Annotated in this window: 20 protein-coding genes; 9 read left to right on the top strand and 11 right to left on the bottom strand. The window is 37.9% G+C overall.

Going from position 1 to position 25,495, the window contains the following annotated elements; genetic code table 11:
* Position 1: 1 nt before the first annotated feature.
* Both AC04Q1_RS06945 and AC04Q1_RS06940 read right to left on the bottom strand, forming a co-directional pair.
* Entirely contained in the window at positions 2-697 is a 696-nt protein-coding gene (locus AC04Q1_RS06945; RefSeq protein ID WP_478363128.1) for a DUF4397 domain-containing protein, read from the bottom strand.
* A gap of 170 nt (positions 698-867) precedes the next feature.
* The gene (locus AC04Q1_RS06940; RefSeq protein ID WP_478363460.1) at positions 868-2,490 is read right to left on the bottom strand and encodes an ABC-F family ATP-binding cassette domain-containing protein; all 1,623 of its coding nucleotides are present in this window, start codon (positions 2,488-2,490) and stop codon (positions 868-870) included.
* Positions 2,491-2,822: 332 nt separating this feature from the next.
* On the opposite strand from AC04Q1_RS06940, the gene AC04Q1_RS06935 reads away from it, so the two are divergent.
* The 4 genes from AC04Q1_RS06935 to AC04Q1_RS06920 all read left to right on the top strand — a co-directional run bounded on the left by AC04Q1_RS06935 (position 2,823) and on the right by AC04Q1_RS06920 (position 5,086).
* A complete protein-coding gene (locus AC04Q1_RS06935; RefSeq protein ID WP_478363126.1) occupies positions 2,823-3,371 on the top strand; it encodes a hypothetical protein in 549 nt (182 codons plus the stop codon).
* 169 nt (positions 3,372-3,540) lie between these two features.
* The gene (locus AC04Q1_RS06930) at positions 3,541-4,116 is read left to right on the top strand and encodes a nitroreductase family protein (RefSeq protein WP_478363124.1); all 576 of its coding nucleotides are present in this window, start codon (positions 3,541-3,543) and stop codon (positions 4,114-4,116) included.
* Positions 4,117-4,233: 117 nt separating this feature from the next.
* Positions 4,234-4,578: a DUF1801 domain-containing protein gene (locus AC04Q1_RS06925; RefSeq protein ID WP_478363122.1), complete on the top strand. Its 345-nt coding sequence runs from the start codon at positions 4,234-4,236 to the stop codon at positions 4,576-4,578.
* Between the two features lie 55 nt (positions 4,579-4,633).
* The gene (locus tag AC04Q1_RS06920; RefSeq protein WP_478363120.1) at positions 4,634-5,086 is read left to right on the top strand and encodes a 3-oxoacyl-ACP synthase; all 453 of its coding nucleotides are present in this window, start codon (positions 4,634-4,636) and stop codon (positions 5,084-5,086) included.
* Positions 5,087-5,147: 61 nt separating this feature from the next.
* Here the strand turns inward: AC04Q1_RS06920 and AC04Q1_RS06915 are convergent, their stop codons facing one another.
* From AC04Q1_RS06915 to AC04Q1_RS06900, 4 genes are all read right to left on the bottom strand, one after another.
* Positions 5,148-6,314: a DUF3298 and DUF4163 domain-containing protein gene (locus tag AC04Q1_RS06915; RefSeq protein ID WP_478363118.1), complete on the bottom strand. Its 1,167-nt coding sequence runs from the start codon at positions 6,312-6,314 to the stop codon at positions 5,148-5,150.
* Between the two features lie 134 nt (positions 6,315-6,448).
* Entirely contained in the window at positions 6,449-7,333 is an 885-nt protein-coding gene (locus AC04Q1_RS06910; RefSeq protein WP_478363116.1) for a polysaccharide deacetylase family protein, read from the bottom strand.
* Positions 7,334-7,346: 13 nt separating this feature from the next.
* A complete protein-coding gene (locus AC04Q1_RS06905) occupies positions 7,347-8,708 on the bottom strand; it encodes a M1 family aminopeptidase (RefSeq protein ID WP_478363114.1) in 1,362 nt (453 codons plus the stop codon).
* Positions 8,709-8,761: 53 nt separating this feature from the next.
* Positions 8,762-9,640: a polysaccharide deacetylase family protein gene (locus AC04Q1_RS06900; RefSeq protein ID WP_478363112.1), complete on the bottom strand. Its 879-nt coding sequence runs from the start codon at positions 9,638-9,640 to the stop codon at positions 8,762-8,764.
* Between the two features lie 176 nt (positions 9,641-9,816).
* Here AC04Q1_RS06900 and AC04Q1_RS06895 point away from each other — a divergent pair, with 176 nt between their 5' ends.
* Positions 9,817-12,324 carry a S9 family peptidase gene (locus AC04Q1_RS06895; RefSeq protein WP_478363110.1) on the top strand — a complete coding sequence of 836 codons (2,508 nt, stop codon included), beginning with the start codon at positions 9,817-9,819 and terminating at the stop codon, positions 12,322-12,324.
* 360 nt (positions 12,325-12,684) lie between these two features.
* Here the strand turns inward: AC04Q1_RS06895 and AC04Q1_RS06890 are convergent, their stop codons facing one another.
* Positions 12,685-13,521 (bottom strand): M57 family metalloprotease, encoded by an 837-nt coding sequence (locus AC04Q1_RS06890; protein ID WP_478363108.1) that lies wholly within the window; start codon positions 13,519-13,521, stop codon positions 12,685-12,687.
* A 161-nt stretch (positions 13,522-13,682) separates the two neighbouring features.
* Here AC04Q1_RS06890 and AC04Q1_RS06885 point away from each other — a divergent pair, with 161 nt between their 5' ends.
* Positions 13,683-16,466, top strand: a complete 2,784-nt coding sequence (locus AC04Q1_RS06885; protein WP_478363106.1) for a S8 family serine peptidase — start codon at positions 13,683-13,685, stop codon at positions 16,464-16,466.
* 103 nt (positions 16,467-16,569) lie between these two features.
* On the opposite strand, the gene AC04Q1_RS06880 is transcribed toward AC04Q1_RS06885, so the two are convergent.
* From AC04Q1_RS06880 to AC04Q1_RS06865, 4 genes are all read right to left on the bottom strand, one after another.
* Complete coding sequence (locus AC04Q1_RS06880) at positions 16,570-17,040, bottom strand: hypothetical protein (protein WP_478363104.1); 471 nt, start codon at positions 17,038-17,040, stop codon at positions 16,570-16,572.
* 185 nt (positions 17,041-17,225) lie between these two features.
* Positions 17,226-18,173 (bottom strand): hypothetical protein, encoded by a 948-nt coding sequence (locus AC04Q1_RS06875; protein ID WP_478363102.1) that lies wholly within the window; start codon positions 18,171-18,173, stop codon positions 17,226-17,228.
* Between the two features lie 46 nt (positions 18,174-18,219).
* On the bottom strand, positions 18,220-18,651 hold the full coding sequence (locus tag AC04Q1_RS06870; protein ID WP_478363100.1) for a hypothetical protein: 432 nt from the start codon (positions 18,649-18,651) through the stop codon (positions 18,220-18,222).
* Entirely contained in the window at positions 18,648-19,586 is a 939-nt protein-coding gene (locus AC04Q1_RS06865; RefSeq protein WP_478363098.1) for a hypothetical protein, read from the bottom strand. Before AC04Q1_RS06865 ends, AC04Q1_RS06870 begins: the two co-directional genes overlap by 4 nt.
* 296 nt (positions 19,587-19,882) lie before the next feature.
* On the opposite strand from AC04Q1_RS06865, the gene AC04Q1_RS06860 reads away from it, so the two are divergent.
* The 3 genes from AC04Q1_RS06860 (at position 19,883) to AC04Q1_RS06850 (ending at position 25,432) form a co-directional block, all read left to right on the top strand.
* On the top strand, positions 19,883-22,159 hold the full coding sequence (locus AC04Q1_RS06860; RefSeq protein ID WP_478363096.1) for a peptidase domain-containing ABC transporter: 2,277 nt from the start codon (positions 19,883-19,885) through the stop codon (positions 22,157-22,159).
* Between the two features lie 93 nt (positions 22,160-22,252).
* The gene (locus AC04Q1_RS06855) at positions 22,253-23,590 is read left to right on the top strand and encodes an HlyD family secretion protein (RefSeq protein WP_478363094.1); all 1,338 of its coding nucleotides are present in this window, start codon (positions 22,253-22,255) and stop codon (positions 23,588-23,590) included.
* A gap of 189 nt (positions 23,591-23,779) precedes the next feature.
* The gene (locus AC04Q1_RS06850) at positions 23,780-25,432 is read left to right on the top strand and encodes a M28 family metallopeptidase (RefSeq protein ID WP_478363091.1); all 1,653 of its coding nucleotides are present in this window, start codon (positions 23,780-23,782) and stop codon (positions 25,430-25,432) included.
* Positions 25,433-25,495 lie beyond the last annotated feature (63 nt).

Raw genomic sequence — 25,495 nt, 5'->3', positions numbered from 1 at the left:
TTTATTTGTTTGTCATCACTGATAAGCCAACTCCGGTGCTATCGGTTTTGCTTGATAAGCCTTTAGCCCAAATGGTATAAATTTTTCCTTTTTCGATTTTAACGGCTGGTAAGGTTGCTTTAACGTCACCACCTTGTTTTAACTGGAAAGTATAAGCATCATTTGGAGTAATGTTACTAAAAGTGGTAAACTCTTTAAATGCTTTTGCTGTAAACAATGGTGCATCCGTGCCTGAAACAGTTAAATCAAATGGCGAAGAACCTGGGCTTAAGTTTACGAAACGAACTTTTGCTTTATCGGTTTCAGGCGCTTTTAAATCATCTTCAAGAATTAAAAGTTTTGTAGATTTTAAAGTATCTACGACGAAAACCGAATAGAATGATCCTGATTTTAATGTAGCGGTAGCCGTTGTTAAATACTTTAAAGAATCTTTTTTAGCTACGCCTACCAACCTTGTTCCAGGATAAGCAGCATAATACCCTAAATCTTTAGTATAGGTAAAGCTGTTTATTTTTTGGTTATCCAAGATAAAATCTAAAGCAGCTGTTCCCGGTGATGCATGTATAAAACCAATACCTGCAGCTTCGATCGGATCATCGTTAAAGTCTTTTTTACAAGCAGTTATGGTTAAAGTGATCGCTAAGAGAGAGAGTATAATTTTTGTCGTTGTGCTAAAATTTTTCAAATTCGTTTTCATTTTAATGTTTTAAATCAATTTTTATTAACAAAATTGGTTAATGGCCATTAACGCTTTTTTCTTTGTAAACGATTAACTGAATAAGAACGCTACAGTTGCTCTAAATTATTTTATAAAAAAAAGCCACATGCATGGCATATGGCTTTTAAAACGGTATTTTAATTGAAGAATTAAGCGTACATTTCTTCTCTTAATTTCGCAACATCACTGCTGTTAATGTATTCATCATAAGTCATTAGCTTATCAATAGTGCCTTTTGGCGTAATCTCGATAATGCGGTTAGCAACGGTTTCTGTCAACTGGTGATCTCGTGAGGTAAACAAAATTGCTCCTTTAAAATCTTTCATGCCATTGTTTAACGCTTCAATTGATTCCAAATCCAGGTGATTGGTAGGTTCATCAAACATCAATAAGTTGGCTTGTTGTAACATCATCCTGGAAAACATACAGCGCATTTTCTCGCCCCCTGAGAGTACTTTTACGTTTTTAAGCACTTCTTCGCCTGAGAATAACATACGGCCGAGGAAACTGCGTACAAACTGCTCGTCGGCTTCGGTGCCAGAATATTCGCGTAACCAGTCAACCAGGTTTTCATCCTTCCCAGCGAAATATTCAGAATTATCGTTCGGAATATCGGCGGTGCTGATGGTAACACCCCATTTAAATTCACCTCTATGATCGGTATCTCTCCCTGTTAATACATCATAAAATGCTGCGGTAGCCAAACTGTTTTGAGATAGTACTGCAATTTTATCGCCTTTGTTTACCATAAAAGTAACTTTGTCGAACAAAATGCCTTCATTTCCATTTTTACCCAAATTTTCTACCTGTAAAATCTGGTCACCAGCCTCGCGGCCTGTGTTATTGAAAATGATAGCAGGGTATTTTCTACTTGATGCCTTAATTTCGGTAATATCGATCTTATCTAAAGCTTTCTTACGTGAGGTAGCCTGCTTCGATTTAGATGCATTCGCACTAAACCTGCGGATAAATTCCTGAAGCTCCTTCACCTTATCTTCCATTTTCTTGTTCTGGTCGCTACGCTGTTTTAAAGCCAGCTGACTAGATTCGTACCAGAAAGTATAGTTACCGGTATAAATACTCATTTTAGCGAAATCGATATCCACAATGTGAGTACAAACTGCATCTAAAAAGTGCCTATCGTGAGATACCACCAATACAATATTCTGGTAATCGGCCAAGAAGTTTTCTAACCAGGCAATAGTTTCAATGTCCAAATCGTTGGTAGGCTCATCCAGTAATAAAATGTCTGGATTACCAAATAAGGCCTGTGCCAATAACACACGTACCTTTTGCGTATTATCAAGTTCCTTTAGTAATTTATAGTGGTTATCTTCGGTAATGCCAAGGTTACTTAACATGGTTGCAGCATTACTTTCCATGTTCCATCCATCCATTTCGGCAAAAAGATTTTCCAGTTCTCCGGCACGTTCGCCATCTTTCTCGGTAAAATCCTCTTTCATATAAATGGCATCTTTCTCTTTCATGATGGCATAAAGTTCTTTATGGCCGATCATTACGGTTTCTAATACCGAAAACTCATCAAATTCGTAGTGGTTCTGTTTTAGAACTGCCATTCTTTCGCCTGGAGTAAAAGCCACGCTACCAGAAGTTTGGTTAACTTCTCCCGATAAAATTTTTAGAAAAGTAGATTTACCCGCACCATTAGCCCCAATTACACCATAGCAGTTGCCCTGGGTAAATTTTAGGTTAACATCTTCAAATAGTGTGCGCTTGCCGTACCGTAATGATAAATTAGAAACTGAAATCATGCTTAATTGAAATAAGGCGCAAAGATAGGCAAAAAGGTTGAGGGTAGAAAGGTATTTGATTGTTGAAGTTGAAAGGTTGAACGGTTGAGGAGGGGAAATGGCGGGTTCTGTTTTTTGTGGGGGAGTTGCAGTCCCGTTATCCGCTTTACTCCGTTGCACTCCGTGTTCGCTACTACCAGGTTTATTTAACAAAGGAAGAAGCTTTTGGCCAATGGTTTGAAACCGAAAGCTAATCATGCTTGCTCCATAAAGATGGATTAGTTTTTTTATACCTTATGCTTTCTGTGGCAAAATAATCTGTAAATCTGTGCCAAAACATTTATTTTAGCCATATGCACAATATCTTGCTCGAAACTATTAAAACCACACTTCAAAAAACTAAAGTAGAAAAACTGGCAGCTGTTGCCTCTGATGAAACCTTTTCGGTTAAAGATCTGATTGATTTAAGTTTCCATCATGATGAACAGATCGGTTTCAGATCGGCATGGATTTTAGAAAATGTATATTCTTGTTATGAGGAAAGATTTTTACCTGATGCACTTTATTTTTTAGAAAAGTTTCCTCAACAACGCAATTTATCGGCACTGCGGCATTATGTTAAAATCCTGGCATTTATGACCAAGAAAAATGCATCGGTATCGGTTAAACAGATTATTACTGATTACGATACTGATCATTTGGTAGAAGTTGTTTTTGCCTGGTTGATTGATGAGCAGATTCCTGTAGCCATAAAATCGCATTGTTTGAATATCCTGGCCAATCTAAATGCCAAACATGATTGGATCAGGGAAGAGCTTTTACAAACGATGGATTTTCTGGTGGATAAGGAGAGTATTGCTTTTTTTGCAAAGGTAAAACAGATCAGGAAGCAGTTAAAGTAGCAAGTAAGGTAGCAGGTAGTGAGTATCGGGTAGCAAGTTGCTAGTATCAAGTATTGAGTAGCAGGTATTAAATGGCGGATGCCTGGAAAATGAACATTAAAAGGTCAAATCTTGATGCTATTAGAGCCTTTAACCTTCTACCTTGGGCCTTTTACCTTATATTTACCAAATGAGTACAACATATGATATCGTTACAAAAGTTATAAAGGAACGGCGCAGTATCTTCCCTGCCAGTTATATCAAAAAGGAAATTCCGGTTGAGGTGATCAACCAGATTTTAGAAACTGCCAATTATGCACCAACACATAAATTAACGCAACCATGGCGCTTTGTGGTCATCAGAAAAGCTGGTTTAGCCAAACTTGGCGAAGAGTTAGGTAAATTATATCAAGCATTGGTTAGTCCGCAACAGTTTTTACAGAAAAAGTACGATAGCTTTGCCGAAAAAACAAGCCAGGCCGATTGTATTATTGCCATTAATATGCAGGTGAGCGGTAAAATACCGGAGTGGGAAGAATTGGCAGCCGTATCCTGCGCCGTTCAGAATATGGCTTTAACTGCCGAAAGTTTACAAGTTGGTGCATATTGGAGTTCGCCACCACTGATTGATGATCTGGGTGATTTTTTAAGTCTGGGAGAAAATGAAAAGTGCATCGGCCTATTTTATATGGGCTATCACAACGAAAAACCCTGGGAACCCAATAGGACTTCGATGGTGGAAAAAGTGAGGTGGATAGAGGGTTAGTTCATTCGTTCAATAGTTATTAGTTCATGGTCAGTCTGGTTAATTAATTTCATGCCTGAGATTATTTAATTGCCATCAACCATGAGCTATTGACTATACATCATCCATTTTCCATTTATGTTAAGTCCTCTGGATAATTATTTCGAGCAAAAAGATGAACCGGTTAAAAGCTGTCTTCAATATTTGAGGTTGCTTTTAATGGCTTACGCCGGTATTACCGAGCACTGGAAATATGGAATGCCTTTTTATTATTATAAAGGAAAAATGTTCTGCTATATTTGGATGCACAAACAGCTCCATCAGCCTTACATTGGTTTGGTTGACGGAAATAAAATTGAACACGAAGATCTGTTGCAGGAGAAAAGAGCCAGAATGAAAATTTTATTGATCAACCATCTTGAAGATATCCCCAAAAAGAAAATCGAATCCATTTTAAAACAGGCATTTGAATTGCGCAAATAGCATTCCATTTAACATCACCCATGCCCATTATCCGTCTTACATCATCCATTATTATATGTCTGCATTAAAATCCAATCTTTATCAGCTTTGCTTAACCTTTATCCAAAACCGGATAGAAAACATTGAATATTCTTTGCAACAGGCCCGGCAGGCATCCAATGATGATACAAAAAGCAGTGCTGGCGATAAATATGAAACTACCCGCGAAATGATGCAGCAGGAAATGGACCGTAACGGTAAATTACTTTATGAAGCTGGTCAACAGAAAATTGCCTTGCAGCAGATTGAAAATGTAGAATCAGATAAGGTAGTTAAAAACGGGAGTTTGGTACTCACTTCAGAAGGTAATTTTTACATCAGCATCAGTGCAGGTGAATTAAATAGTGATGGACAGAAATTCTTTGCTGTTTCTCAGGCTTCACCTATAGGCAGGTTTTTGATCGGAAAAGCTAAAAATGAAAGTTTTAAGTTTAATGGTAAGGATTATATCGTGAAGGAGATATTGTAAAGTTTTCAGTTAACAATTCCCTGTGTATAGTTTACATTGGTAATAACTGCCAGCCAAGAATTTATTTAATCCCCATCCTTTGCGCAAAGGCCGGCACTAAAAACGTTTTTAAATCCGCATAAGGAACAAAAACTACAATCTGACCTTGAGCATAACTGGCTACTTCGTATGGGTTATACATAAAAGCGATACCATTTGCATTGAAATAAAAATTATTGTTTGGTTTGATAAAATCATCAAAGAGTACGGTACTTAAAGCATCTTTAGCTTTAATGTTGTATTCTTTTCGAACATTACGTTCTAAAATACCTTGTAAGCTATTCGAATCTATTTTAATGATATCGCTCAGCACCAGTTGTTTTTTGTTTTTCACATCCAGGCAGTACATGGTGCTGCTATAATTGCCATGGGCACCACCGGTGTAGGCATCAGCAAGAAAATCGATTACGACATAACCATTATCATTATAGCTAACCGATTGCTGACTGTTGTTGGTGTAATTCATCCAGGCCTGAAAATCTTCGCCACGACTGGTTTTTGACTGCTCGGTAACCTGTGTTTTATAGTCTTTAAAATAGGCATCAGCAATATTTTTGAAGCCTATCGAACGGTCGACCATTGATTTAACACCAGAAATTTTTTTGAGTTCGGTATTGAGCCAGTTGCCATATCCATCCTTGTTTTTGCTTTCCAGATATTCAAAGCTAATTTCCGCCGCTGGCGATTTCGGCTGATTAGCAAAGGCTTTAATCGAATCTTTATAGATGCCTGCGTTGAATGGATAACTGCCGTCAGGATATTTTTCTGTTAAATCAATAGGGAATTTCTTGGTTTTATCACCACTTTCCCAATTGCCATTAAAGCCATTGCCATTCCATTTTAGCGCTAAATGTGGTGATTTAAAATCCTGGGTAAAATACGATTCATAAAAACTGTATTCGGTAAGTACAATACTATCTCTGCCGATCAGGGTATCGGTTGAGAGGTTGAGCCATGAACCATCGTAATAGTAAGTGCCACTTACATCATCATCAACCTTTTGCAGGTGCATCACTACCTTTTTACCTGCAATGGTACCTTCTAACCGTTTATAAAAAGTCTCGGTAAGCTCCGCTTTCGCATTTTTTGTGCTATCTGAACTTTCAGTATTATTGGCTCCGCTTTTAGGATTGTTACAGGCTGATATGATCGCTATTCCGAAAAGGCAAAAAATTAAAGGATATTTCATTGTGGTATTGTTAGTGTTTTAATTTGGTTTATAGTTGTAAAGTTTGAATGTTGTATTTTATGATAAATTAACCTTTCAATATTCAACCTTCAAACCCTTAAACCACTTTCTAACCTCTTTAAATTTAAACCCCTCTACTTAGATTTTGTTTTATTAAAACTTTTATTGATGCTGTAATATAAGTTTTTTGCAGTGTATCTTCCCGGATCAATTATCCTTCTGATGGTGTATAGCGGGTAGTTCTCATCTCTTGCAGTAGACAGGATAAAGGCAGCCTTAAAGCCATGTTCTTTTAGCTTGTGTAAAGTCGAAGCTTTATAAACGCCATAGGGATAGGCGAAATATTCTACCTTTTTGCCGGTAATTTCTTCGAGTTTTTTGGTTGGGACATCAATTTGAGTCGTCCAGTCTTCGTCGGTAAACTGAGCAAAGTTTTTATGGTCATAGGTATGACTGGCAATCGTATTGCCTTCGTCGGATAATTGTTTAATCTGCTCCTTTGTCATGTAATTAATTCTGCCTTTTCTACCAATGGATACAGTCATGATAAAATAAACCCCCTTAAAGCCATATTTTTTCAAGGTAGCGTTGCCTGTGGTAAATTGATCCTGGTCGGTATCGTCGAAAGTGATCATGATCGGCTTTTCTGGCAGTTTGGCTCCATAAATCAGATAATTATACAATTGATCGGGCAAAATGGAATGGTAACCGCTATCGGCCAGCATTTTCATATGTTCCTTAAATTTATCGGGGGCTATAATATCGTCGTGTGCCCTTTTACTATCGCTGGCGATGTTGTTTCTGATCTGGTGGTAGCAAAGTACGGGTACTTCTCTGCGCGCCAGAATGGTTTTGTTATCGGCAGGTTTGGTATTGGCCGAATCGATCTGAACCGTTTCGGTAGTACCGGCTACCGAAATTTTTTCTTTTTGTTTGTTGCCGGAACAGGCCAATGAAAATGACCCCAAAAATAGAACCGATAAAAGAGTATGGATAGCTGGTTTTAAATCTTTATTCAATGTTTTTTGAAATTTATTTGATCAAAGATACAGCGTTTTCAGAAAGGATATATGTTTTTTCATAAGCATCCCACTCTTTTTGCGTGACGCCCGATTTTAATGCATTTTTTCTGAAGAAATTATAATCCGTTAATTCGTTTTTAGTGGTTAAACAGGTGTTAAGGAACTTAAACATGCGCTGCTCGCCGATCATCTGTTCTAAACCACGGAGTAGGAAGGGACCATAGGAATAGCGGTAGGTACCCGATATTTCATTAATTTCTTTAATGGTATTTAAAGGTTTGGCCTTAAAGTTTTTTAACTGTTTTCCTCTGTCTTCAAAATATTTGGTACCGAAAGTTTTGCCGAATTTTTCTTCACTCGCCTTAACCGATAGATATTCGGCAGTAGACTCTAAAAAGAACCAGAATAAAGTTGAATTCGGCTGTAACACATTACCAAAATAATAATGGCCAATTTCATGTGCAATAAAAGGATAATCGGTGGAATCTTTAAGTTTACGGTGTTCCTCATCAATCATATCACCCAGTTTAATGCCTGCAAAAGCAATGGTTGGGAAAGCCACAAAACCCCAGCTTCTGCCTTTGTTGAATTTTTCTACCGGTGCATGTTCAATAAATACATTTTTAGTGTTGTAGGGGATTTTTAAAACCTTGAAATAATAAGCTTTCATTTCGGCAATATTTTCTTCAAAAACTTTCAGCTGCTTATCGTTCATCTGCGTGTTTAGAAATATCGCCCCATTGGTTTTTTGTACACCATAATCGCCTGCAAAAATCATGGGTGCAATGGGGATGGCCGACTTAAAATTCGCAACCGGACCTGCTTTAGGCTGATCGCCATTTACAAAGATCATTTTGGCATCTTTACTGGTCACCTGGATATCGAAGGTCATCTGTTCAATCTGCCGGTCGTTTTTGATGTCGTAAATAATCGGGTACCATTTAGATTGATCGGTAGCCCGCATGGTTTTGCCGTTAAAGGCGATCAGCCCCTTAAAATCGATAAAGTTTAGTGTGTCGGTATAAATTGGGAAGGCTCCGGTATAGGTGATGTGCAGTTTAACCGGGTTTACCATGGTACTGTCTTTATACAAAGGCGCATAGGTTAAACCTTCGCCTCGCATGGCACCGCCATAAAATCCAGAATATTTTAGTGTCTGGTTTGCCGAATCTTTTATGGCCTTAATGTTGAAACCTTTGTTCAGTAAGATCTGATAGTCTTTTCCCAGGTTAGGGATGTTGCTGAGTACAAAATCGCAGGTAATCTGGCCAGTGGCCATTACAATTTCTGCCTTTCCGCTTAAATGCGGTGTTTGAGCATGGAGTTTGATCAACTGTAAAGTCAATAAAAACAATAATGCGGATTTTTTCATGTTTAAGAGATTTCGTTAAAAAAGAAAATCCCGACACTTGCCGGGATTAGTTTTTAAAAGCTGTTTTTAATGCTGTTGCTTAATGTTTTTGGCGACCAGTATCCGCTGGCGATTATCCTGCGTATGGTAAACAATGGATCCTTTTCATCACGTTTGGTTGATAGTTGATAAGCCATTCTGAAACCACGTTTTTTTAATTCAGGGATTCCTTCTGCGTTCCATAAACCAAAAGGATAAGCAAATTCGGTCATGGTTTTTCCGGTAATTTCTTCGAGTTTTTTAGTGGGTTTATCCAATTGCTCTTCCCAATCCTTACCAGCGTACTTTTTAAAGTTTTTGTGGTCGTAAGTATGACTGCCGATAATGTTTCCTTCATCAGAAAGCTGTTTGATCTGTTCTTTTGTCATGTAATCTACAAACTTGCCTTTTCTGCCGATAGAAACCGTCATGATAAAATAAACGGCTTTAAAGCCTAATTTATCCAAAGTAGGGCGAACAATGGTAAACTGGTCCATGTCCGTATCATCAAAAGTTAACATGATAGGTTTGCTTGGCAGGGCAGCACCAGTATTCAGGTAAGCGTAAAGCTGATCGGGTAAAATGCTATGGTAACCGCTATCGGCCAGCATTTTCATCTGGTCTTTAAAGTTCTGGATTTCTACAATATAATCTTTACCTACCTTTCCATCGGTTGGTTTCCAGTTTCTTACCTGGTGATAACATAAAATAGGCACTTGTTTCCGGGCTAGGATTGTCTTCGCATCGGCAACTTTTATCTTCGAAACATCAACTGCTGTGGCTGGGTTTCCTTCGGTTTTGGTTGTTTGTGTGGTAGAATCTGTTGTAGCAGGATTTTCTGGTTGAGATTTAGACTGGCAACTGGCAAATAAGATTACTCCGGCTGTTATTAGGGTTAAAAAGCTGTATTTCATGATTAGGGTATATAGCTACAAAACTAAAAAAACCATTAATTATTTAACTAAGAAAATAAATTGTGTTAGTAATTAATTGAAGAGCTAAGAAATTATGCAAACTATCGCATTTATTACATATTAAAACCTGATTAATAGCCTTTAATTAAATAATTTAGCGGCTCAAACAAACTTTAATGAATAAACTTTATAAACTCCTGTTGGGTGCGCAGTTTTTATCTTTAACTGTAGCTGCACAAAACAAAACATTTACCATTACTGAGAATATTCAGCCTCAACCCAAGGCAAATTACCAGCTTGCATCGCGTTTTTCGCCAAATAAGTTGAAGAAAATGGTGTATTCTACCGCGGTAGATCCACATTGGCTAAAGCTGAGCAATCGTTTTTGGTACACTTTTGAAAGTCCGAACGGAAAATTCTGGTATCTGGTCGATCCTGCAACCAAAAGCAAAAAACTCATGTTTGATAATGCCAAAATCGCAGCCGATATTACTTTAGCTGTACGTGATCCATTCGATGCTGAACATTTACCGCTCGAAAACCTGAAATTTTCTGCCGACGAAAAAAGTATATCTTTCGAAATCAAAAGCAGTGTCGATGAGTTAAAAAAAGACAGAAAAGATAAAAAAGCTGCAGATTCGATGCAGAAGAAAATATTTTCTTTTAAATATGAACTGGCTTCTGCAAAGTTAACAGAAGTGCCAAATTTCAGTAAGCCTAAACCAAAACCGGTTTGGGGATCAGTTGCGCCCGATTCATCAGCTATTATCTTCTCCCGCAATTACAACCTGTATTGGATGGATAAAGACAATTACAAAAAAGCAGTTAAGAATGAAGACGACAGTACCATTGTAGAGCACCAGTTAACTAAAGATGGCGTGAAATTCTATTCGTATGGAAGTGATGGTGATGGCGAAAACAATGTGGAAAACGAAAAGAACAATAAAAAACGCCGCGGTGCTTATGTGCTCTGGTCGCCAAACTCGAAATATTTTGTATTGGACAGGACTGATTCGCGCAAAGTTAAAGACCTATGGGTAATCAATAGCGTTACACCTGGCCGTCCAACTTTAGAAACGTATAAATACCAGATGCCTGGAGAGGCCGAAGCCCCTCAGGATGAAGTGTTGCTGTTCGATTTCGCGGCAAAATCTTATAAAAAACTAAGTGTTGCCGCTTTTAAAGATCAAAGTGTTTCGGTTTGGAGCAAACCATCCTTAAACAAAGACCGCGATAACGAATTCCGCCCATCGATTTGGCTAGGGAACGATAGCAGGTTCTATTTTTCCCGTACCAGTCGTGATTTAAAACGCATTGATATCGGTACCATTGATATTGCAACCGGAAAAGTTACCCCCTTAATCGACGAGCGTTTCAATACTTATGTTGAAGTGAACCGTCCGGGTTTGATAAACGATGGTAAAGAACTGATCCATTGGAGCGAGCGTGATGGCTGGGCACATTTTTATCTTTTTGATGAAAACGGTAAACTAAAAAATCAGATTACCAAAGGTGCTTTTCACTGCGAGAGTATTGTAAATATCGACGAAAAAAAACGCATTCTTTACTTCACCGCGAATGGACGCGAGGGTAAAGAAGACCCATACTATTTGCATTTATACAGCATCAATTTTGATGGTTCGAATATGAAATTGTTAAATGCCGGCGATTTTGACCACGCTTCGAGTATGAACGATAACAATACTTTTTTTGTTGACAATTACTCACGTGTAAATACGGCGCCAAAAGCTACCCTTTATGATGGAGCTGGTAAAAAAGTAATGGATCTGGAAACAACCGATCTATCATTATTAATGACCGCAGGTTACAAATTCCCGGAAACTTTCAAGGTAAAAGCTGATGATGGGATTACCGACCTTTATGGTGTAATGTATAAACCTTTCGATTTCGATCCGAATAAAAAATACCCGATTATTGAATATGTGTATCCTGGACCGCAAACGGAGGCCGTAAACAAGGCTTTCAGCAAAAGCATGGACCGTACCGAACGTTTGGCGCAATTTGGATATATTGTCATTACAGTGGGTAACCGTGGCGGAAATCCTTCGCGTTCTAAATGGTACCATACTTATGGTTATGGTAACCTTCGCGATTACGGTTTGGCCGACAAAAAAACAGCGATTGAACAATTGGCAGCCAAATATTCATATATCGACGAAACTAAAGTGGGCATTACAGGTCACTCTGGTGGCGGATTTATGTCTACCGCGGCCATGTTAGTGTATCCTGATTTCTTTAAAGCTGCAGTTTCGAACGCAGGGAACCATGACAATAGTATTTACAACCGTTGGTGGAGCGAAAAACACCACGGTGTAAAGGAAACCATTTCTTTAAAAGGAGATACTTCATTTAAATATAGCATCGATAAAAACCCTGATCTGGCTAAAAACCTGAAAGGACATTTGTTGTTGATGCATGGCGATGTAGATAATAACGTGCATCCGGCAAACTCTATCCGTGTGGCCAATGCATTGATGAAAGCAGGTAAACGTTTCGATTTTCTGATCATTCCAGGACAGCGCCATGGTTTTGGCGATATGACCGAATATGCTTTCTGGAAACTGGCTGATCATTTTAACAAATATTTAATTGGCGATTTTTCTGAACCAAGTGATGTGGATCTGGTAGAAATGGACCGGGATATTGAGCAGAATGGGAAGTAATGATTAACCACGTATGAAAATGGTGAACACAGATTCGATCCGTGTTTACCTGTCTTAAAAATGCTTTGCCATGGTTCGTGTCCTTAAGAGGCAATTTAAAAATCTGATAATGGCCTGTGGAAACGCAGGCCATTTTTGCAATATCTTTAATCATTCTCCCACGGAGACTAGGGGCACGGAAAATGGATCACATGTTGAAGCCTGGCTTACGCATGCACTTATCGGTTAAAAATACTCCGGCTTAATCCGTGTCTCCGCTACTAAAACTCATTCCATGTTCCCATAAACATTTAAAACAAAAAGCCCCGAATATCCGGGGCTTCTGAATTTGATCTGTAAGGTAATCCTTTTTGTGTTTTTTTATTTGTATAAGTAATTGATTGCAATTACATCGTTTGCATTAAAGGTGCGGTTGCCACCATTAGAGCATGCCAGCATAAATGATGCAGCATCAGGAGCCGAAGGAGTTCCTGGTATTCTAACTGCGCCAACATTAGAGGCACCTTCATTTCCTGCGCCGCTTGAACCACAGCTAAAAGCACGGTTCATATAATCTGTATGGCGGAAACCAATGCAATGGCCAACTTCATGCTGAAGAACAGAAGCCAGGTACAATAAATTAGGATTAGAACCATAGGCTGCAGCATTGGTGTTCATTTTAACCTGGTTAAAAGGCGCACCTGATGAAGTAGGAAAGCCTGATGAGCCCAGCGTAATAAAGCCACCGCTCGGTCCTTGATTAAAACCAACAATGTCGATATTTCCTTTTGCACTTCCACTGGCTCTTTGGAAAGTAAGGCGTAAGCCTAACGAGTTATATCTCGAAATCATTGTGTTTACTGCATCACTGTATACCTGAGGTAAATTGGTAACCGATATCGTAACTACACGTGGTAAAGATTTAACGATATTCGTGGTTCGGTACTGCTCGGTTTCAGCAATATTTAAATTTGCACCTGTTGACGTTTCAGTTAAATTATCTTCAGTTAAAAGGATATCGCCTTCAACTAAATAACCTTCGTCTAATTTGCGTACATTATCCGTACTAAAGCCTAGGGATTTGATCTGTGATAATTTGTCAGCTGAAATATCTGTTTTGTTTTCTACAGCATTTTCTGTATTATTACTTTTACAAGAGTATAAAGTACTGAATAGAAGGCATAGTGCTGCAATGGATAAAAATTGGGATGTTTTCATCTTGTTTAGGTTTGATTTTTTTTAGAATGAATAAGTTAGTTAATAAAATTGGTGGATTACCTTATAAATCCTAATTTAGGGAAGATAAACGATGTAAACAAAACTTTGTAATAAAATAATTATTGAAAGTCACTACTGTATTTTTAGTTATGTATTTGTGTATGTCTGCGTTTTGTTTAAACGCACAAGTACAACCTGTGGGAATAGAAAAATTTTTTGAAAAATATATTTCAAAGACAGGCAATTCTCAAAAAATAAGTATCGAACAGCCCATTTTGGGTCGGTTCAACCGTAGCTTAACGGCCAGCGAAATCCAATTATTGAACCCTAAAAAGAAACTTGCCGGCGATTATTTTATTGTCGAAAAATCAGCAGTTTCCAGCTTTTCTAAAAACATCATTTATCAGGAACAAGCTAACGGACTTTGGAAAGCCAGTGATCGGCTGATGAAAGTGCTAAGTAAGACAAGTAAAAAGAACGATTCTATCCTGGTGAGGTTAGCTTTTAAAAGCATAAATCCTTTGCCTAATACCCTCAAAAACCTTAGCATAAAAAAGATAGACTATATAAATCATATTTGTACTGTTTACATTTTGGCTGCCGATTTAATGTTGATGCTGGAGCAGGATGATGTTTTATATGCGGATGTTCTGCCTGTGGCTAAAGAAGAGGTAGTGATTAATGGTCTCGATTTAAGTTTAAATCAGATTTCGAATGCCCATAGTCTTTTTCCGGCTATCAATGGTACCGGAATGAATGTTTCTTTTAAAGAGGGAATGTATGATGCAGCCGATCTCGATCTGCTTGGAAAAACTTTGCCAGGTGCCATTATCGGCGATCCGCCCACCAGTCATGCCACTACCATGGCCACGCTTGCTTTAGGCAATGGCAATTCTTTTATCCGGGGATTGGGTGCCGCACCCAAAGCTAAACTGGCATATTCTGATTTTTCTAATCTGATGCCTGATTTGGTTACAGATTTAAACCGGCTTCAGATTAAGGTGCAAAACCATTCTTACGGTACCGATATTGATAATGATTACGGAATGGAAGCTGCTGCATATGATCAACAGATATTTGAAACCGACACCATGATCCATGTTTTTTCAGCCGGAAATAAAGGCACAACAACATCGTCGGTTGGTTTTTATCAAGGGATAAGCTCCAGGGCAAATTTAACAGGTAATTTTAAACAGGCCAAAAATTTATTGGTTATAGGGGGGATTAGCAGGGAGGATGTTTCTGAAAGTTTAAGCAGTAAGGGACCAGCTTATGATGGACGTGTAAAACCTGAGCTCGTTGCACTGGGTGAAGACGGAACATCGGGTTCGGCAGCAATTACCAGTGGTTCAGTGGCTTTGTTAGAACAGTTTTATCAACAGAAATATAAAAAAGCAGCTTCAGCATCGCTGGTCAGGGCAACACTGATTAATTCGGCCGACGATTTGGGAACACCACAGGTCGATTTTGTGTATGGCTATGGAAAACTGAATGTTGCCCAATCGCTAAAAACTTTAGATGAAAACCGCGTTTCTATGTATGATGTAGCCAAAAGCCAGGATCTGGTGATCCCTTTAATTGTTCCATCCGATGTGGCGGAAATTAAACTCACGATTACCTGGAACGATCCTCCTGCCACTGTCAATGCCGCTCAAAGTCTGGTTAATGGTTTGGATTTAAGTCTTGAAAGTCCATCAGGGAGTTTAATATTGCCATGGTCGTTAAGCAGTTTCCCGCATTTAGATTCATTATCAAAGCCAGCAGTACGCAGGGCAGATGTAATTAATACTGTTCAGCAGATTAGTCTGGATAATCCAACTGCAGGAACTTATAATGTCCATGTCAAAGGAAACAGGATTGCTCAGGGAAACAATCAGCGTTTTGCTTTAGCTTATCGTTACAAATTGAAGAATACTTTTTCTTTTATTAGCCCAGAGGAAAACGAGTACTTTTTTGGCAATGAGGGAAATTACATCAGATGGGAAAACAGCTACTCCACCAAAAGCGGAAATCTATCGGTAAGTTATGATAATGGGCTTACATGGAAATTAATTGCTTCTGGCTTAGATTTAGGCAAGGGCTTTTATAATTGGCTTGCTCCTGATCTGTTTTCGAAAGCAATGATAAAAATGGAAGTAGAGGGGAATGTAATCATGAGCAAGTCTTTTGTAATATCGAGCCCGAGGGTATTAAAGGTGGGGTATGCCTGCAAAGATGGGGTTGTATTAAACTGGAACCCTCAGCGCGGTGCCAAAGATTATACACTCTATAGTGTGGTAGATAACGTGCTTTCGCCGGTGTTAACCCTTACCGATACGATTGCAAAACTTGATATCACTAAGGTTCCGGGAAAATATTTTGCAGTGTCGGCCAACGGAACTGGATTTACCGGTTTAAAAAGTTATACCATCGATTATACCCAGCAGGGAATTGCCTGTTATGTAAAAAGTCTTTCGGCATCGGTGGCTGAAGATAAGATCAGGCTCGATCTGAGTATTGGGACCACCCTGGATTTAAAAAACATCATTTGGGAAAAACAGACAAGTGTGAATACTTACACGGCTTTACAGCAGACCAAACCGGTTCAAAATCAATTTGATTACAGTATTTTCGATGATAAACCCAAAACAGGGATCCAATTTTACCGCGTTACTTTTGAAACTGCAGGCGGACGGGTGCAGAGTGATCTGGTTTCGGTGGTCTATCTTAAAGAGAATGAGTTTTCTTTCTTCCCCAATCCTGTAGCAGATTATTTAACTATTCTGAGTGGCTCTTTCGAAGATTATAGCTTATCGATATTTAACATTTTAGGGCAGAAGGTTTTTGAAGAAAAGGCCACCAGCTCCAACAAGTTTGCTCTTAATGCGCTATCCACCGGTGTTTATGTAGGGGTGATTAATAAAAACGGGCAGCAGTTGAAGAAGTTTAAGTTGATTAAGAAATAGAATTTCTCAGTAATAAAAGCTTTAGGGATGTGAATATGGCTCTGTTAAATATCCTACGCCCTTTTAAATATTAAAGTTTTCCAATCCTATCCGTTTAAATATTTTATTTTTTCCGTAAATACAGGTGCCTCATTGGCATAACAGTTTTGTTGTTTTTCTTAATCGTATGCGGATAACGGTCTCCTATAATCAGCGAATCTTCCGATAATGTAATAATTTCTGAAGTTCTTTGTGCTTCTTTATTCGAATCAATAAAGAAAACTCGATTTCGAAACCATTTAGTTGCTTTAGAATTATAAGCTTTTATAAAATACGGGTCGGGAATCAGCTTTCCGACACTACATACAAAATATTTAAAATAAGTCACTTCAGTTAAATCTTCAGGCTTAATAGAATTATCCGTAAAACCCTGTTTTTCTACCAATACCCAGGTGCCAATCAATTTGTTGCGGAAATTTTTAGTTCCGTCATCCTCGGATATGCTTGTTAAAATAATACGGCCGTAATGGTCAATAAATAATAATAACATCAAAAGAGCAAGCAATGGGTAGATCATGTTTTTTTTAATTTGCATGTTTTTCAAGTTGGTATTATTGGTTAATTATTATACTTGGTTTCTACTTGTTTTTTTACTAATTACTATATAATAGGTTAGAAAACATATATCAATAAAGTGAGGTCGTAATTTGTTAATTTTCATCTGATGTTTCTTTTATTAGAGTGTTTTTAACTAAATTATAAATTCCCTATCGCTCAATCTCAGTTGTTTTTAAGGTAAACTAATAAATTTTTTAAATTCTCCACATATTTTATGGAACAGGAGTTACAGTCTACATTATCAAAGGTTTGATCTAAAGGAGTTTTATTTTTATATAAATTTTTACAAAAATACTGATTTTGCTGATGCTCAAGAACGCCAGCATCATGATAAATTTTGGTTTCGTACCATCGATTAATATGATCCTGTGGCCAACAAAAATCCAATTCAGCATGTATTTTAGTCTCATGGCCAAATTTCCAAGCATTCCATAATAGCGCCCACATATCAGCGCACCAAGCTTGAACTGGTGTAGTATCAGTTGCATCTAAATCTATTATTTTGTCTTTGTTTTTTTCATAAATATTTAGAATGAAAAAAAGTTTTACGCAATCTTCTTCCACCTTGTTCCAAAATTGATAAGAAACATTTTTTATTAAGTATTGGGCGCCACCGGCATGTTGATCGTTTTTAACAACAATTTCTTTATCAATGCCAACCAGCGTGCACATATTTTCTAAAAGTTCTTTGCCCTTTGCTCTTAAATATTTAGTATCTAAATATGATTTTGTATTTGAGAGATACCAAACCTGATCTTCGATTAATAAATCAAAATTAGGCAATTCTCTAAAAATAATGTCCGAATCGTGGTAGAAAATTTGCTCTTTTCCAAGGTTCGGAAATTTTTCAAAATGTTTCTTAATGATATGTGGACGCAACGATGAAGGATAGAATTTCTCTGTTCTTGTATCTGGATATGTGAAAAATAGCGCCTGTTTGTTTAAAGAAATAAAACTTTGGAGAGAAGCACTAATACCTGTGTCTTCCTTATAACCAATAAGCACCTGAATATCTCCAGGTGCTATTTTAAGTTTATTAAAGTTATGTAACTGTAGCGTTAACTGCCAAATAAAATAAGAGCTGTCAGGTTGGGCTGATAGAAAAATCATGGTTTTATTTTGAATACTATCAAATTGATCAAAATCACTTTTAAAATTATTTTATCCTTTTTAAATAATATCCCGATTTTTTGTCATCTACAAATTGTCTTTCGCTCATCTTTAACAAAAAAATTATTTTGATCTCATTCTTATTAATAAAATGAATCCTGCCATACCAAGGTTCATTCTTCATTCCAATTGATGATTTTTCTGTACGTTGCAATATGGTATCTTTATTTTTGTGTATGAAGACGCGATAAAGATAATTTCCCTCCCCATTCTCAGAATATATCTGAAGACCGTTTTTGTCGAAGCTGGCTTTTTGTTTATATTTTTTAACACGCTTTCCATTGTAGCTCTTAATTTCACCTTCCCATTTCCCGTACAACTTTTGCTCAATATCAAGCCTGGTGCCCTCCTGCGCAAAAGAGGATAACACAAAATAAGGAAGGGAAAGAAAAAAAGCTGTTATTAAGAAATTTTTCATTCTACACCCCCGTCTCGTATGAATCTTTCAAAAGCACCTCCCGACTTGGTATATTCATTATATTTTGTTGTATCGAGCATTCTTCCCCCACTAGGTGAATCAGTTATAATACCTCTGTTTCTCATGTCATTATAGATGTTTGAATTATTGTTTTCTAGCCAGGTTTGAAACTGAGTCCCTCCAGAATACCAGTTCGAAACCTCAACAGTTGTTGATCCTGAAGCATGAGGTATAACCCGCGCACCTATCTGATATTGTACTGCTTTTATTAACAGATCATTAACTGCTGCTCTAACATACTCTGTTTCTGGCAAAACACTGTTAGTGACGAAAGGAAAGATTATTTTTTCATAGCGGGACTGCCCGAGTATCGATGATAGTGTATTCATGGTCCATCTTTGATAATCATCGGAAAATTTATCTGCTAAAGTTGTTACTTGGAAATTAAGCGTATCGTTATTTGTATTATAATATGGATCACCCTCTAAGGCAAAAGTAGGAGGAGTTGAACTAGCGGTTACTTCTACAGTATCCAGCATGTACTGCCAAGTTTCACCTTCATCAAAGCTAACAAGGTTATATCCGTTCTGCCTCTTCACTAGCGGCTCATCACCTGCAAGCGGATTTGCAGAACCATGATAAACAGTTGTAGTCCATGCAGCACCTCCGCCGATAGATACAGGTGTTCCGTTAATACTGAGCGTATGCTGTATACCCGAATTAGAATAATCTAACAACATATCAAATGAAAGACCATTGTTTTCGAGGTCGCTACTGGTGAGAGAAGTAATACCCATAGTATCCATAACCTTAACTATCTGACTGAGATCGGCAATTGTCATTCCTCCATTTATTTCATTATTTTCACTTGTTGTGAGCAATTCCATTTCAGATCCAAGTTGATCGAATGGTAAAACTTTTCTTTTTGTTTTCATAGCTGCGATTTAGAATTTAACTTTATTAAATATGAAGATAGCTGTATGAACGCAAAACTCAACAACAATTAACGCGCAAACGTTTGCGTGCTTGTTCCCTCTACTAAAACGATAATGTAAACTTTATTAGTGTGATTCTACAATAATTACAAGTAAACAATTTGCTTAATTATCAAAATATGGTTAGCGTAAACAACATTAGGTAAGGACAAACGTTTGTCTTAAAATAACTACCTATGAAAGATTTTATACTACAATGTTGATGCTATATTAGCATACGATAATATCTTCTTTATATGCCTAATAAATTTCCTATAGATAGACAGATGGATATGATGGACTGTGGTCCTGCCTGTCTTAAAATGATTGCAAAATATTATGGAAAATTCTACTCTTTACAGCATCTGCGCGATAAATGCGGCATTACGAAAGAGGGGATCTCATTTGCAGATATAAGTCATGCGTCAGAGGGGATTGGTCTGCGTTCATTGGCTTTGAGATGCACAGTAGAAGATTTGTTGTATAAAATACCCCTACCAGCCATAATACATTGGGACAATAGCCATTTTGTTGTGGTGTATAATGTTAGAGGTTTAGTCAAAAAAGTAGAAGACAAGCGGCGTCATCCAAAAAAAAAGAATATAGGTACATTCTATGTTGCAGATCCAGCAAAAGGATATCTTACCTATAGCGCTGAAGAATTTGCAGCAAAAACTATAAAAAAAGATAGCGGTGCACAGGATAAACTGGTTTTAATGGCGGTTGAACCCCAAGCCGATTTTTATGAACGTCTGGCCGATGAGAAGATAGAACGTTTAAAAACCTTCGAAAATTTTATCGGATATTTTAGGCCATATAAAAAAAGTTTTGTCAACCTGTTTTTTGTCATGCTACTGGTAACTATCTTGCAAGGAATGATGCCTTTTATCAGCAAGGCAATTATAGATGTGGGTATTCAGACACATGACCTTAATTTTATCAATATTATCCTGATAGCCAATATAGCTGTCATTATCAGTGTATTACTGAGCAATATGGTTAGGGACTGGATTCTACTGCATATTACTTCCAGGATCAATATTGCCTTGATTTCAGATTACCTTATCAAGCTCATGCGGCTGCCCATTACTTTCTTCGAGAACAAGAAATCCGGCGATATCCTACAGAGAGCACAGGACCACGAGCGCATCCGGTCCTTTTTAATGAACAACTCAATAGGTATGATTTTTTCCGTGCTTACCTTTGTAGTATTCGGCGTCATTCTGTTTATTTACAATCCTATTATTTTTTACATCTTTTTGGCTGGAAGTTCGATCTATGTGGGCTGGGTAATTGCCTTTTTAAAGCTGCGAAAAAAACTTGACTGGGAGTACTTCGATCTGGTAAGCAAAAATCAGAGTTACTGGGTAGAAACCATAGCCAATATCCAGGATATAAAGATAAATAACTACGAAAAACAAAAACGCTGGAAATGGGAAGGCATACAGGCCAGGTTATATAAGGTTAACTTAAGGGTAATGAGTGTAACCAATAGCCAGAATCTTGGTGCGCAGTTTATCGATCAATTGAAAAATCTATTTATCACTTTTTATTGTGCAAAAGCTGTTATTGCAGGTGACATTACTTTCGGTGTAATGATTTCGACACAGTTTATTATCGGAATGCTAAACGCACCTGTGAGTCAGTTTATCCAGTTTATCATCGGTTTCCAGTTTGCCCAGCTCAGCTTTTTAAGGCTTAACGAGATTCACCAACTGCCTGATGAACATGACAATGTTGGCCAGAACAGTATGAAACTTCCGGAGCAAAAGAGCTTGATTATTAATAATGTAGGTTTTCAGTATAGCCCAGCAGGTAAACCTATTTTACAAGGCATCCGTCTAATGATCCCAGAAGGAAAAGTAACGGCCATTGTAGGGGATAGTGGAAGTGGCAAATCGACCTTATTGAAATTACTACTCCGATTATACAAACCCACCTATGGCGATATAAGGATTGGCGATATGAACATCAACAATATCAGTTTGCGGCAATGGCGGGATAAATGTGGAGCGGTAATGCAGGATGGAAAAATATTTAACGATACCATTTTAAACAATATTATTCTGGATGATGAAAAAGTAGATTATGACAGATTGAAGAAAGCCCTTCAGACGGCCAATATTTCGCAAGAGATAGAAGCTTTATCATTGGGATATGAAACCATAATGGGCGAACAGGGTCGAGGATTGAGCGGTGGACAGAAACAGCGGATACTAATTGCAAGGGCTTTGTATAAAAATCCCGACTACCTGTTTTTCGACGAAGCAACCAATTCGCTTGATACTATAAATGAACAAAAGATAACGGCTGCACTGGATGATGTTTTTAAAGAAAAAACAGTAATTGTTGTAGCGCATCGGTTAAGTACCATCCGCAAAGCAGATCAGATTGTGGTAATGCAGGGCGGTATGGTTGTGGAGATCGGAAATCACGATATTCTGATGGAAAAAAAGGGACGATACCATCAACTTGTACAATCACAAATGGATTTAACTAGTGCGGTTTTACCAACAACAGTTTTAGAAAACTAAATTATAATATTCGTTATTGGCTAAGCAAACCTCTTAAGCAGAAAGAAATTAATTCTGAGTGGAATACGTGATCCAATATTAAAACAATTAGATATGCAAACGCTTCCTACCGAACATAACAAACTCGAAATTGCGCTTCAATCACAGCGCTCTGAGGAGGTGACAGCCATTATTGAACGTATGCCAACCCGTTTCGGTTTGGCCGTTAGTGCAATAGTGCTGTTTCTTTTTATCCTAATGACCATTTTTGGATGGATTGGACGTTATCCGGATATTGCACTGGGACAGATCGTTGTGAATGCCAGTAATGCACCGATTAAGCTGGTTGCCAATGGTAGCGGCAAACTCAAACTTAATGGCGTCATTTCTTTAGATGAGGTAAAAGAGGGCCAGGTAATTGCTTATCTTGAAAATTCGACCACACCTTTTGCTGTTGATTCAATCAGCAGACTACTTAAAAAGTATAATCCCTCTTCAGATGAAATCGCCTTGTTGCGTAGCCATTTTCCTGAAAATGTTTCAATCGGTGAACTGAATAGCAAATATTATTCATTCGTTAACGCTATCCAGCAATTTTTGAATTACAGAGAGGATAAATTTTACGATAACCAGAAGGCTAGCTTTAATAATATTTTAGCTGAGCAGCGAAAGGCCATCATCAGTACTCAGAGCCAGTTGCGTATGGCCAAAAGTTCATTGGGTTATGTTTACAAATTCTATAAAAGAGATTCTTCTTTATTTAAGAAAAAAGTAATAAGTGAATCAGAACTTGATCAAACAGAGATGAGTTATCTTTCTGCTAAGGATAAAGTGCAGTTGTCGACCAATGCTGTAATTATGGCAAAACAGAGCATACAAGAAACCCAGAATAAGATACAGCAATTGCATATAGAAGACCCTGAGAAAGAAAAGGAACTGCACCTCAATCTAATTTCGTCCTACAACGACCTCATTGATAATATTAAATTATGGGAACAGAAATATGTATTCAAAGCACCTTTTAGTGGTAAGTTGCAATACTTGAAGTTTTATAACGAAAACCAGTTTATACAATTAGGTGATCCAATCTTTACCATAATACCTGTCAACAATAAACCATATGGTCAGGTATTGCTTCCTGCCAATGGTGCTGGGAAGGTAAAAATAGGTCAGGAGGTTATTGTTAAATTAGATAACTTTCCATATATGGAATACGGCTCTGTAGAGGGGCGAGTGAAAACAATCTCTTTAACTACCAATACTGAAAAAACACAGAATGGAAGTATAGAAACCTATCTAGTTACGGTCGATTTTCCTAATGATTTACACACAAATTATGGGAGTAAGCTAGATTTTAAATATGAAAGCAAGGGATCAGCAGAAATTATCACCAATGACAGACGGTTGATCGAAAGGCTGTTTGATAATTTAAAGTATGCTGCAAAAAAATAAAAGAGACCAAATTATTCGAAGAAACATAAGTTGGATCATCTGCTGTGAAACTTTAATGTATTAATAGGATTGTCAGAATTTCATATGTTATTTTGTGCGTGCAGACTTGAAAAGATAGCCACCCGATAATTCCTAATTTCTTTGTATTTTCAACATATTAACAAGTAAACCAGAGACTAATCCTTATAAATGAAAAAACTCATACTATTTTCAGGCTGTACACTCTTATTTTTAAGTGCCTGTAAGCAAAGCACAAAAAGTACTGATGGCGGTACGGATTCCTTGGCCATAAAAGCGATCAATGATTCGAGTTTAACCCAATATCTTGCGGTAATTTCAGCAGATAGTTTGCAGGGAAGAAAACCCTTTACTGCTGGCGAAACCAAGACCATTCATTATTTAAAGGCACAGTTCGAAAAATTGGGCCTGGAACCGGGTAATGGGAATAGTTTTTTTCAAGAAGTGCCTATGGTTGAGATCAAATCCGTTCCGGAAGCTAAAATGGTATTTAAAGGAAAAACAAATTCTTTAACATTAAACTATTTAACAGACTTTGTAGCAGGTACCAGGCGTGTACAAAACGAGGTGAGTATCCGCAATTCGCCATTGGTTTTTGCAGGTTATGGCATTATTGCACCCGAGTACGGCTGGAATGATTACGCCAATCTCAATGTCAAAGGGAAAACCGTTGTCGTGTTAATCAACGATCCTGGTTTTGCCGATTCAACTCTGTTTAAGGGAAAAAACATGACCTATTATGGCCGTTGGACGTATAAGTTTGAAGAAGCCGCGAGGCAGGGCGCTACCGGGATCATCATCGTACACGATACCGAACCAGCAGCTTATCCCTGGACGGTTGTTCGAAGTGGCTGGTCGAAATCTAAACTTACCCTGCAAAGTGAAGATAATGGCATGAACAGGAGTGTAGTAGAAGGCTGGATCACGCTGGATAAGGCAAAACAGTTATTCGCAATGGATGGAAAATCGTTTGATGAGCTGGCGTTAAATGCCCGGAAAAAAAGTTTTAAAGCAGTTGATTTAGGAATCACAACTTCTATAAAAGTAAAAAACACCATCAAGAAATCGGTTACTTATAATGTTCTGGCTAAGCTACCGGGTGATACACGTAAGGATGAAGCGATCATTTATTCGGCACACTGGGATCATTTAGGAGTGGGCGAAAAAATTCAGGGGGATTCGATCTATAATGGAGCGGTTGATAATGCAACAGGCGTAGCATCTCTTTTTGAAATTGCTTCCGCTTTTAAAAAACTGCCTAAAGCTCCTGCACGTACTATTCTGTTTATTTCTTATACCGCAGAAGAGCAGGGTTTACTGGGATCAGAGTATTATGCCAAACACCCTACTTTTCCTTTAGCCAAAACGGTGGCCAATATCAATATGGATATGATGGGCATAGCGGGTAAAACAAAGGATATTGTGGTATATGGCTTTGGTCAATCGGAGTTGGAAGATTATGCCGCAGAAGCCGCTAAGAAACAGGGCAGGGTGATTGTGCCAGATCCAGTCCCGTCATCAGGCCTGTATTACCGTTCGGATCATTTTAACCTGGCCAAGGTTGGTGTGCCTTCATTATTTACGGGTTCAGGTGTCGATAACATTAAAAACGGCAGGGAGTGGGGGTTAAAGCAGGTGGCCGACTTTACCAAATTCCGTTACCATTCGCCACAGGATAATTTTGATGCCAAAACATGGGATTTATCAGGCATTATTGAAGATGTAAGGATGCTTTTTGATTTGGGTTACCGCATCAGCAATGAAGATGCTTATCCCAAATGGAAGGCGGGATCCGAATTTAAAGCCATCAGGGAAAAGAAATAACAAAAAGCGTCCCGATTTTATGAATCGGGACGCTCCTTGAAAAAAAGTCATTTATTAAGTTTT

This window comes from Pedobacter humicola (assembly GCF_056490705.1).
Note: the sequence above shows the minus strand (reverse complement) of the source record. Positions and strands in the feature narration are given on the sequence as shown.

Coding starts and splice junctions, on each gene's coding strand:
- AC04Q1_RS06935 (WP_478363126.1), top strand. CDS start 2,823: ATGCACAATATCTTGCTCGAAACTATTAAAACCACACTTCAAAAAACT.
- AC04Q1_RS06885 (WP_478363106.1), top strand. CDS start 13,683: ATGTCTGCGTTTTGTTTAAACGCACAAGTACAACCTGTGGGAATAGAA.
- AC04Q1_RS06915 (WP_478363118.1), bottom strand. CDS start 6,314: ATGAAATATCCTTTAATTTTTTGCCTTTTCGGAATAGCGATCATATCA.
- AC04Q1_RS06860 (WP_478363096.1), top strand. CDS start 19,883: ATGCCTAATAAATTTCCTATAGATAGACAGATGGATATGATGGACTGT.
- AC04Q1_RS06945 (WP_478363128.1), bottom strand. CDS start 697: ATGAAAACGAATTTGAAAAATTTTAGCACAACGACAAAAATTATACTC.
- AC04Q1_RS06900 (WP_478363112.1), bottom strand. CDS start 9,640: ATGAAATACAGCTTTTTAACCCTAATAACAGCCGGAGTAATCTTATTT.
- AC04Q1_RS06905 (WP_478363114.1), bottom strand. CDS start 8,708: ATGAAAAAATCCGCATTATTGTTTTTATTGACTTTACAGTTGATCAAA.
- AC04Q1_RS06925 (WP_478363122.1), top strand. CDS start 4,234: ATGTTAAGTCCTCTGGATAATTATTTCGAGCAAAAAGATGAACCGGTT.
- AC04Q1_RS06855 (WP_478363094.1), top strand. CDS start 22,253: ATGCAAACGCTTCCTACCGAACATAACAAACTCGAAATTGCGCTTCAA.
- AC04Q1_RS06880 (WP_478363104.1), bottom strand. CDS start 17,040: ATGCAAATTAAAAAAAACATGATCTACCCATTGCTTGCTCTTTTGATG.
- AC04Q1_RS06940 (WP_478363460.1), bottom strand. CDS start 2,490: ATGATTTCAGTTTCTAATTTATCATTACGGTACGGCAAGCGCACACTA.
- AC04Q1_RS06850 (WP_478363091.1), top strand. CDS start 23,780: ATGAAAAAACTCATACTATTTTCAGGCTGTACACTCTTATTTTTAAGT.
- AC04Q1_RS06920 (WP_478363120.1), top strand. CDS start 4,634: ATGTCTGCATTAAAATCCAATCTTTATCAGCTTTGCTTAACCTTTATC.
- AC04Q1_RS06875 (WP_478363102.1), bottom strand. CDS start 18,173: ATGATTTTTCTATCAGCCCAACCTGACAGCTCTTATTTTATTTGGCAG.
- AC04Q1_RS06895 (WP_478363110.1), top strand. CDS start 9,817: ATGAATAAACTTTATAAACTCCTGTTGGGTGCGCAGTTTTTATCTTTA.
- AC04Q1_RS06890 (WP_478363108.1), bottom strand. CDS start 13,521: ATGAAAACATCCCAATTTTTATCCATTGCAGCACTATGCCTTCTATTC.
- AC04Q1_RS06870 (WP_478363100.1), bottom strand. CDS start 18,651: ATGAAAAATTTCTTAATAACAGCTTTTTTTCTTTCCCTTCCTTATTTT.
- AC04Q1_RS06865 (WP_478363098.1), bottom strand. CDS start 19,586: ATGAAAACAAAAAGAAAAGTTTTACCATTCGATCAACTTGGATCTGAA.
- AC04Q1_RS06930 (WP_478363124.1), top strand. CDS start 3,541: ATGAGTACAACATATGATATCGTTACAAAAGTTATAAAGGAACGGCGC.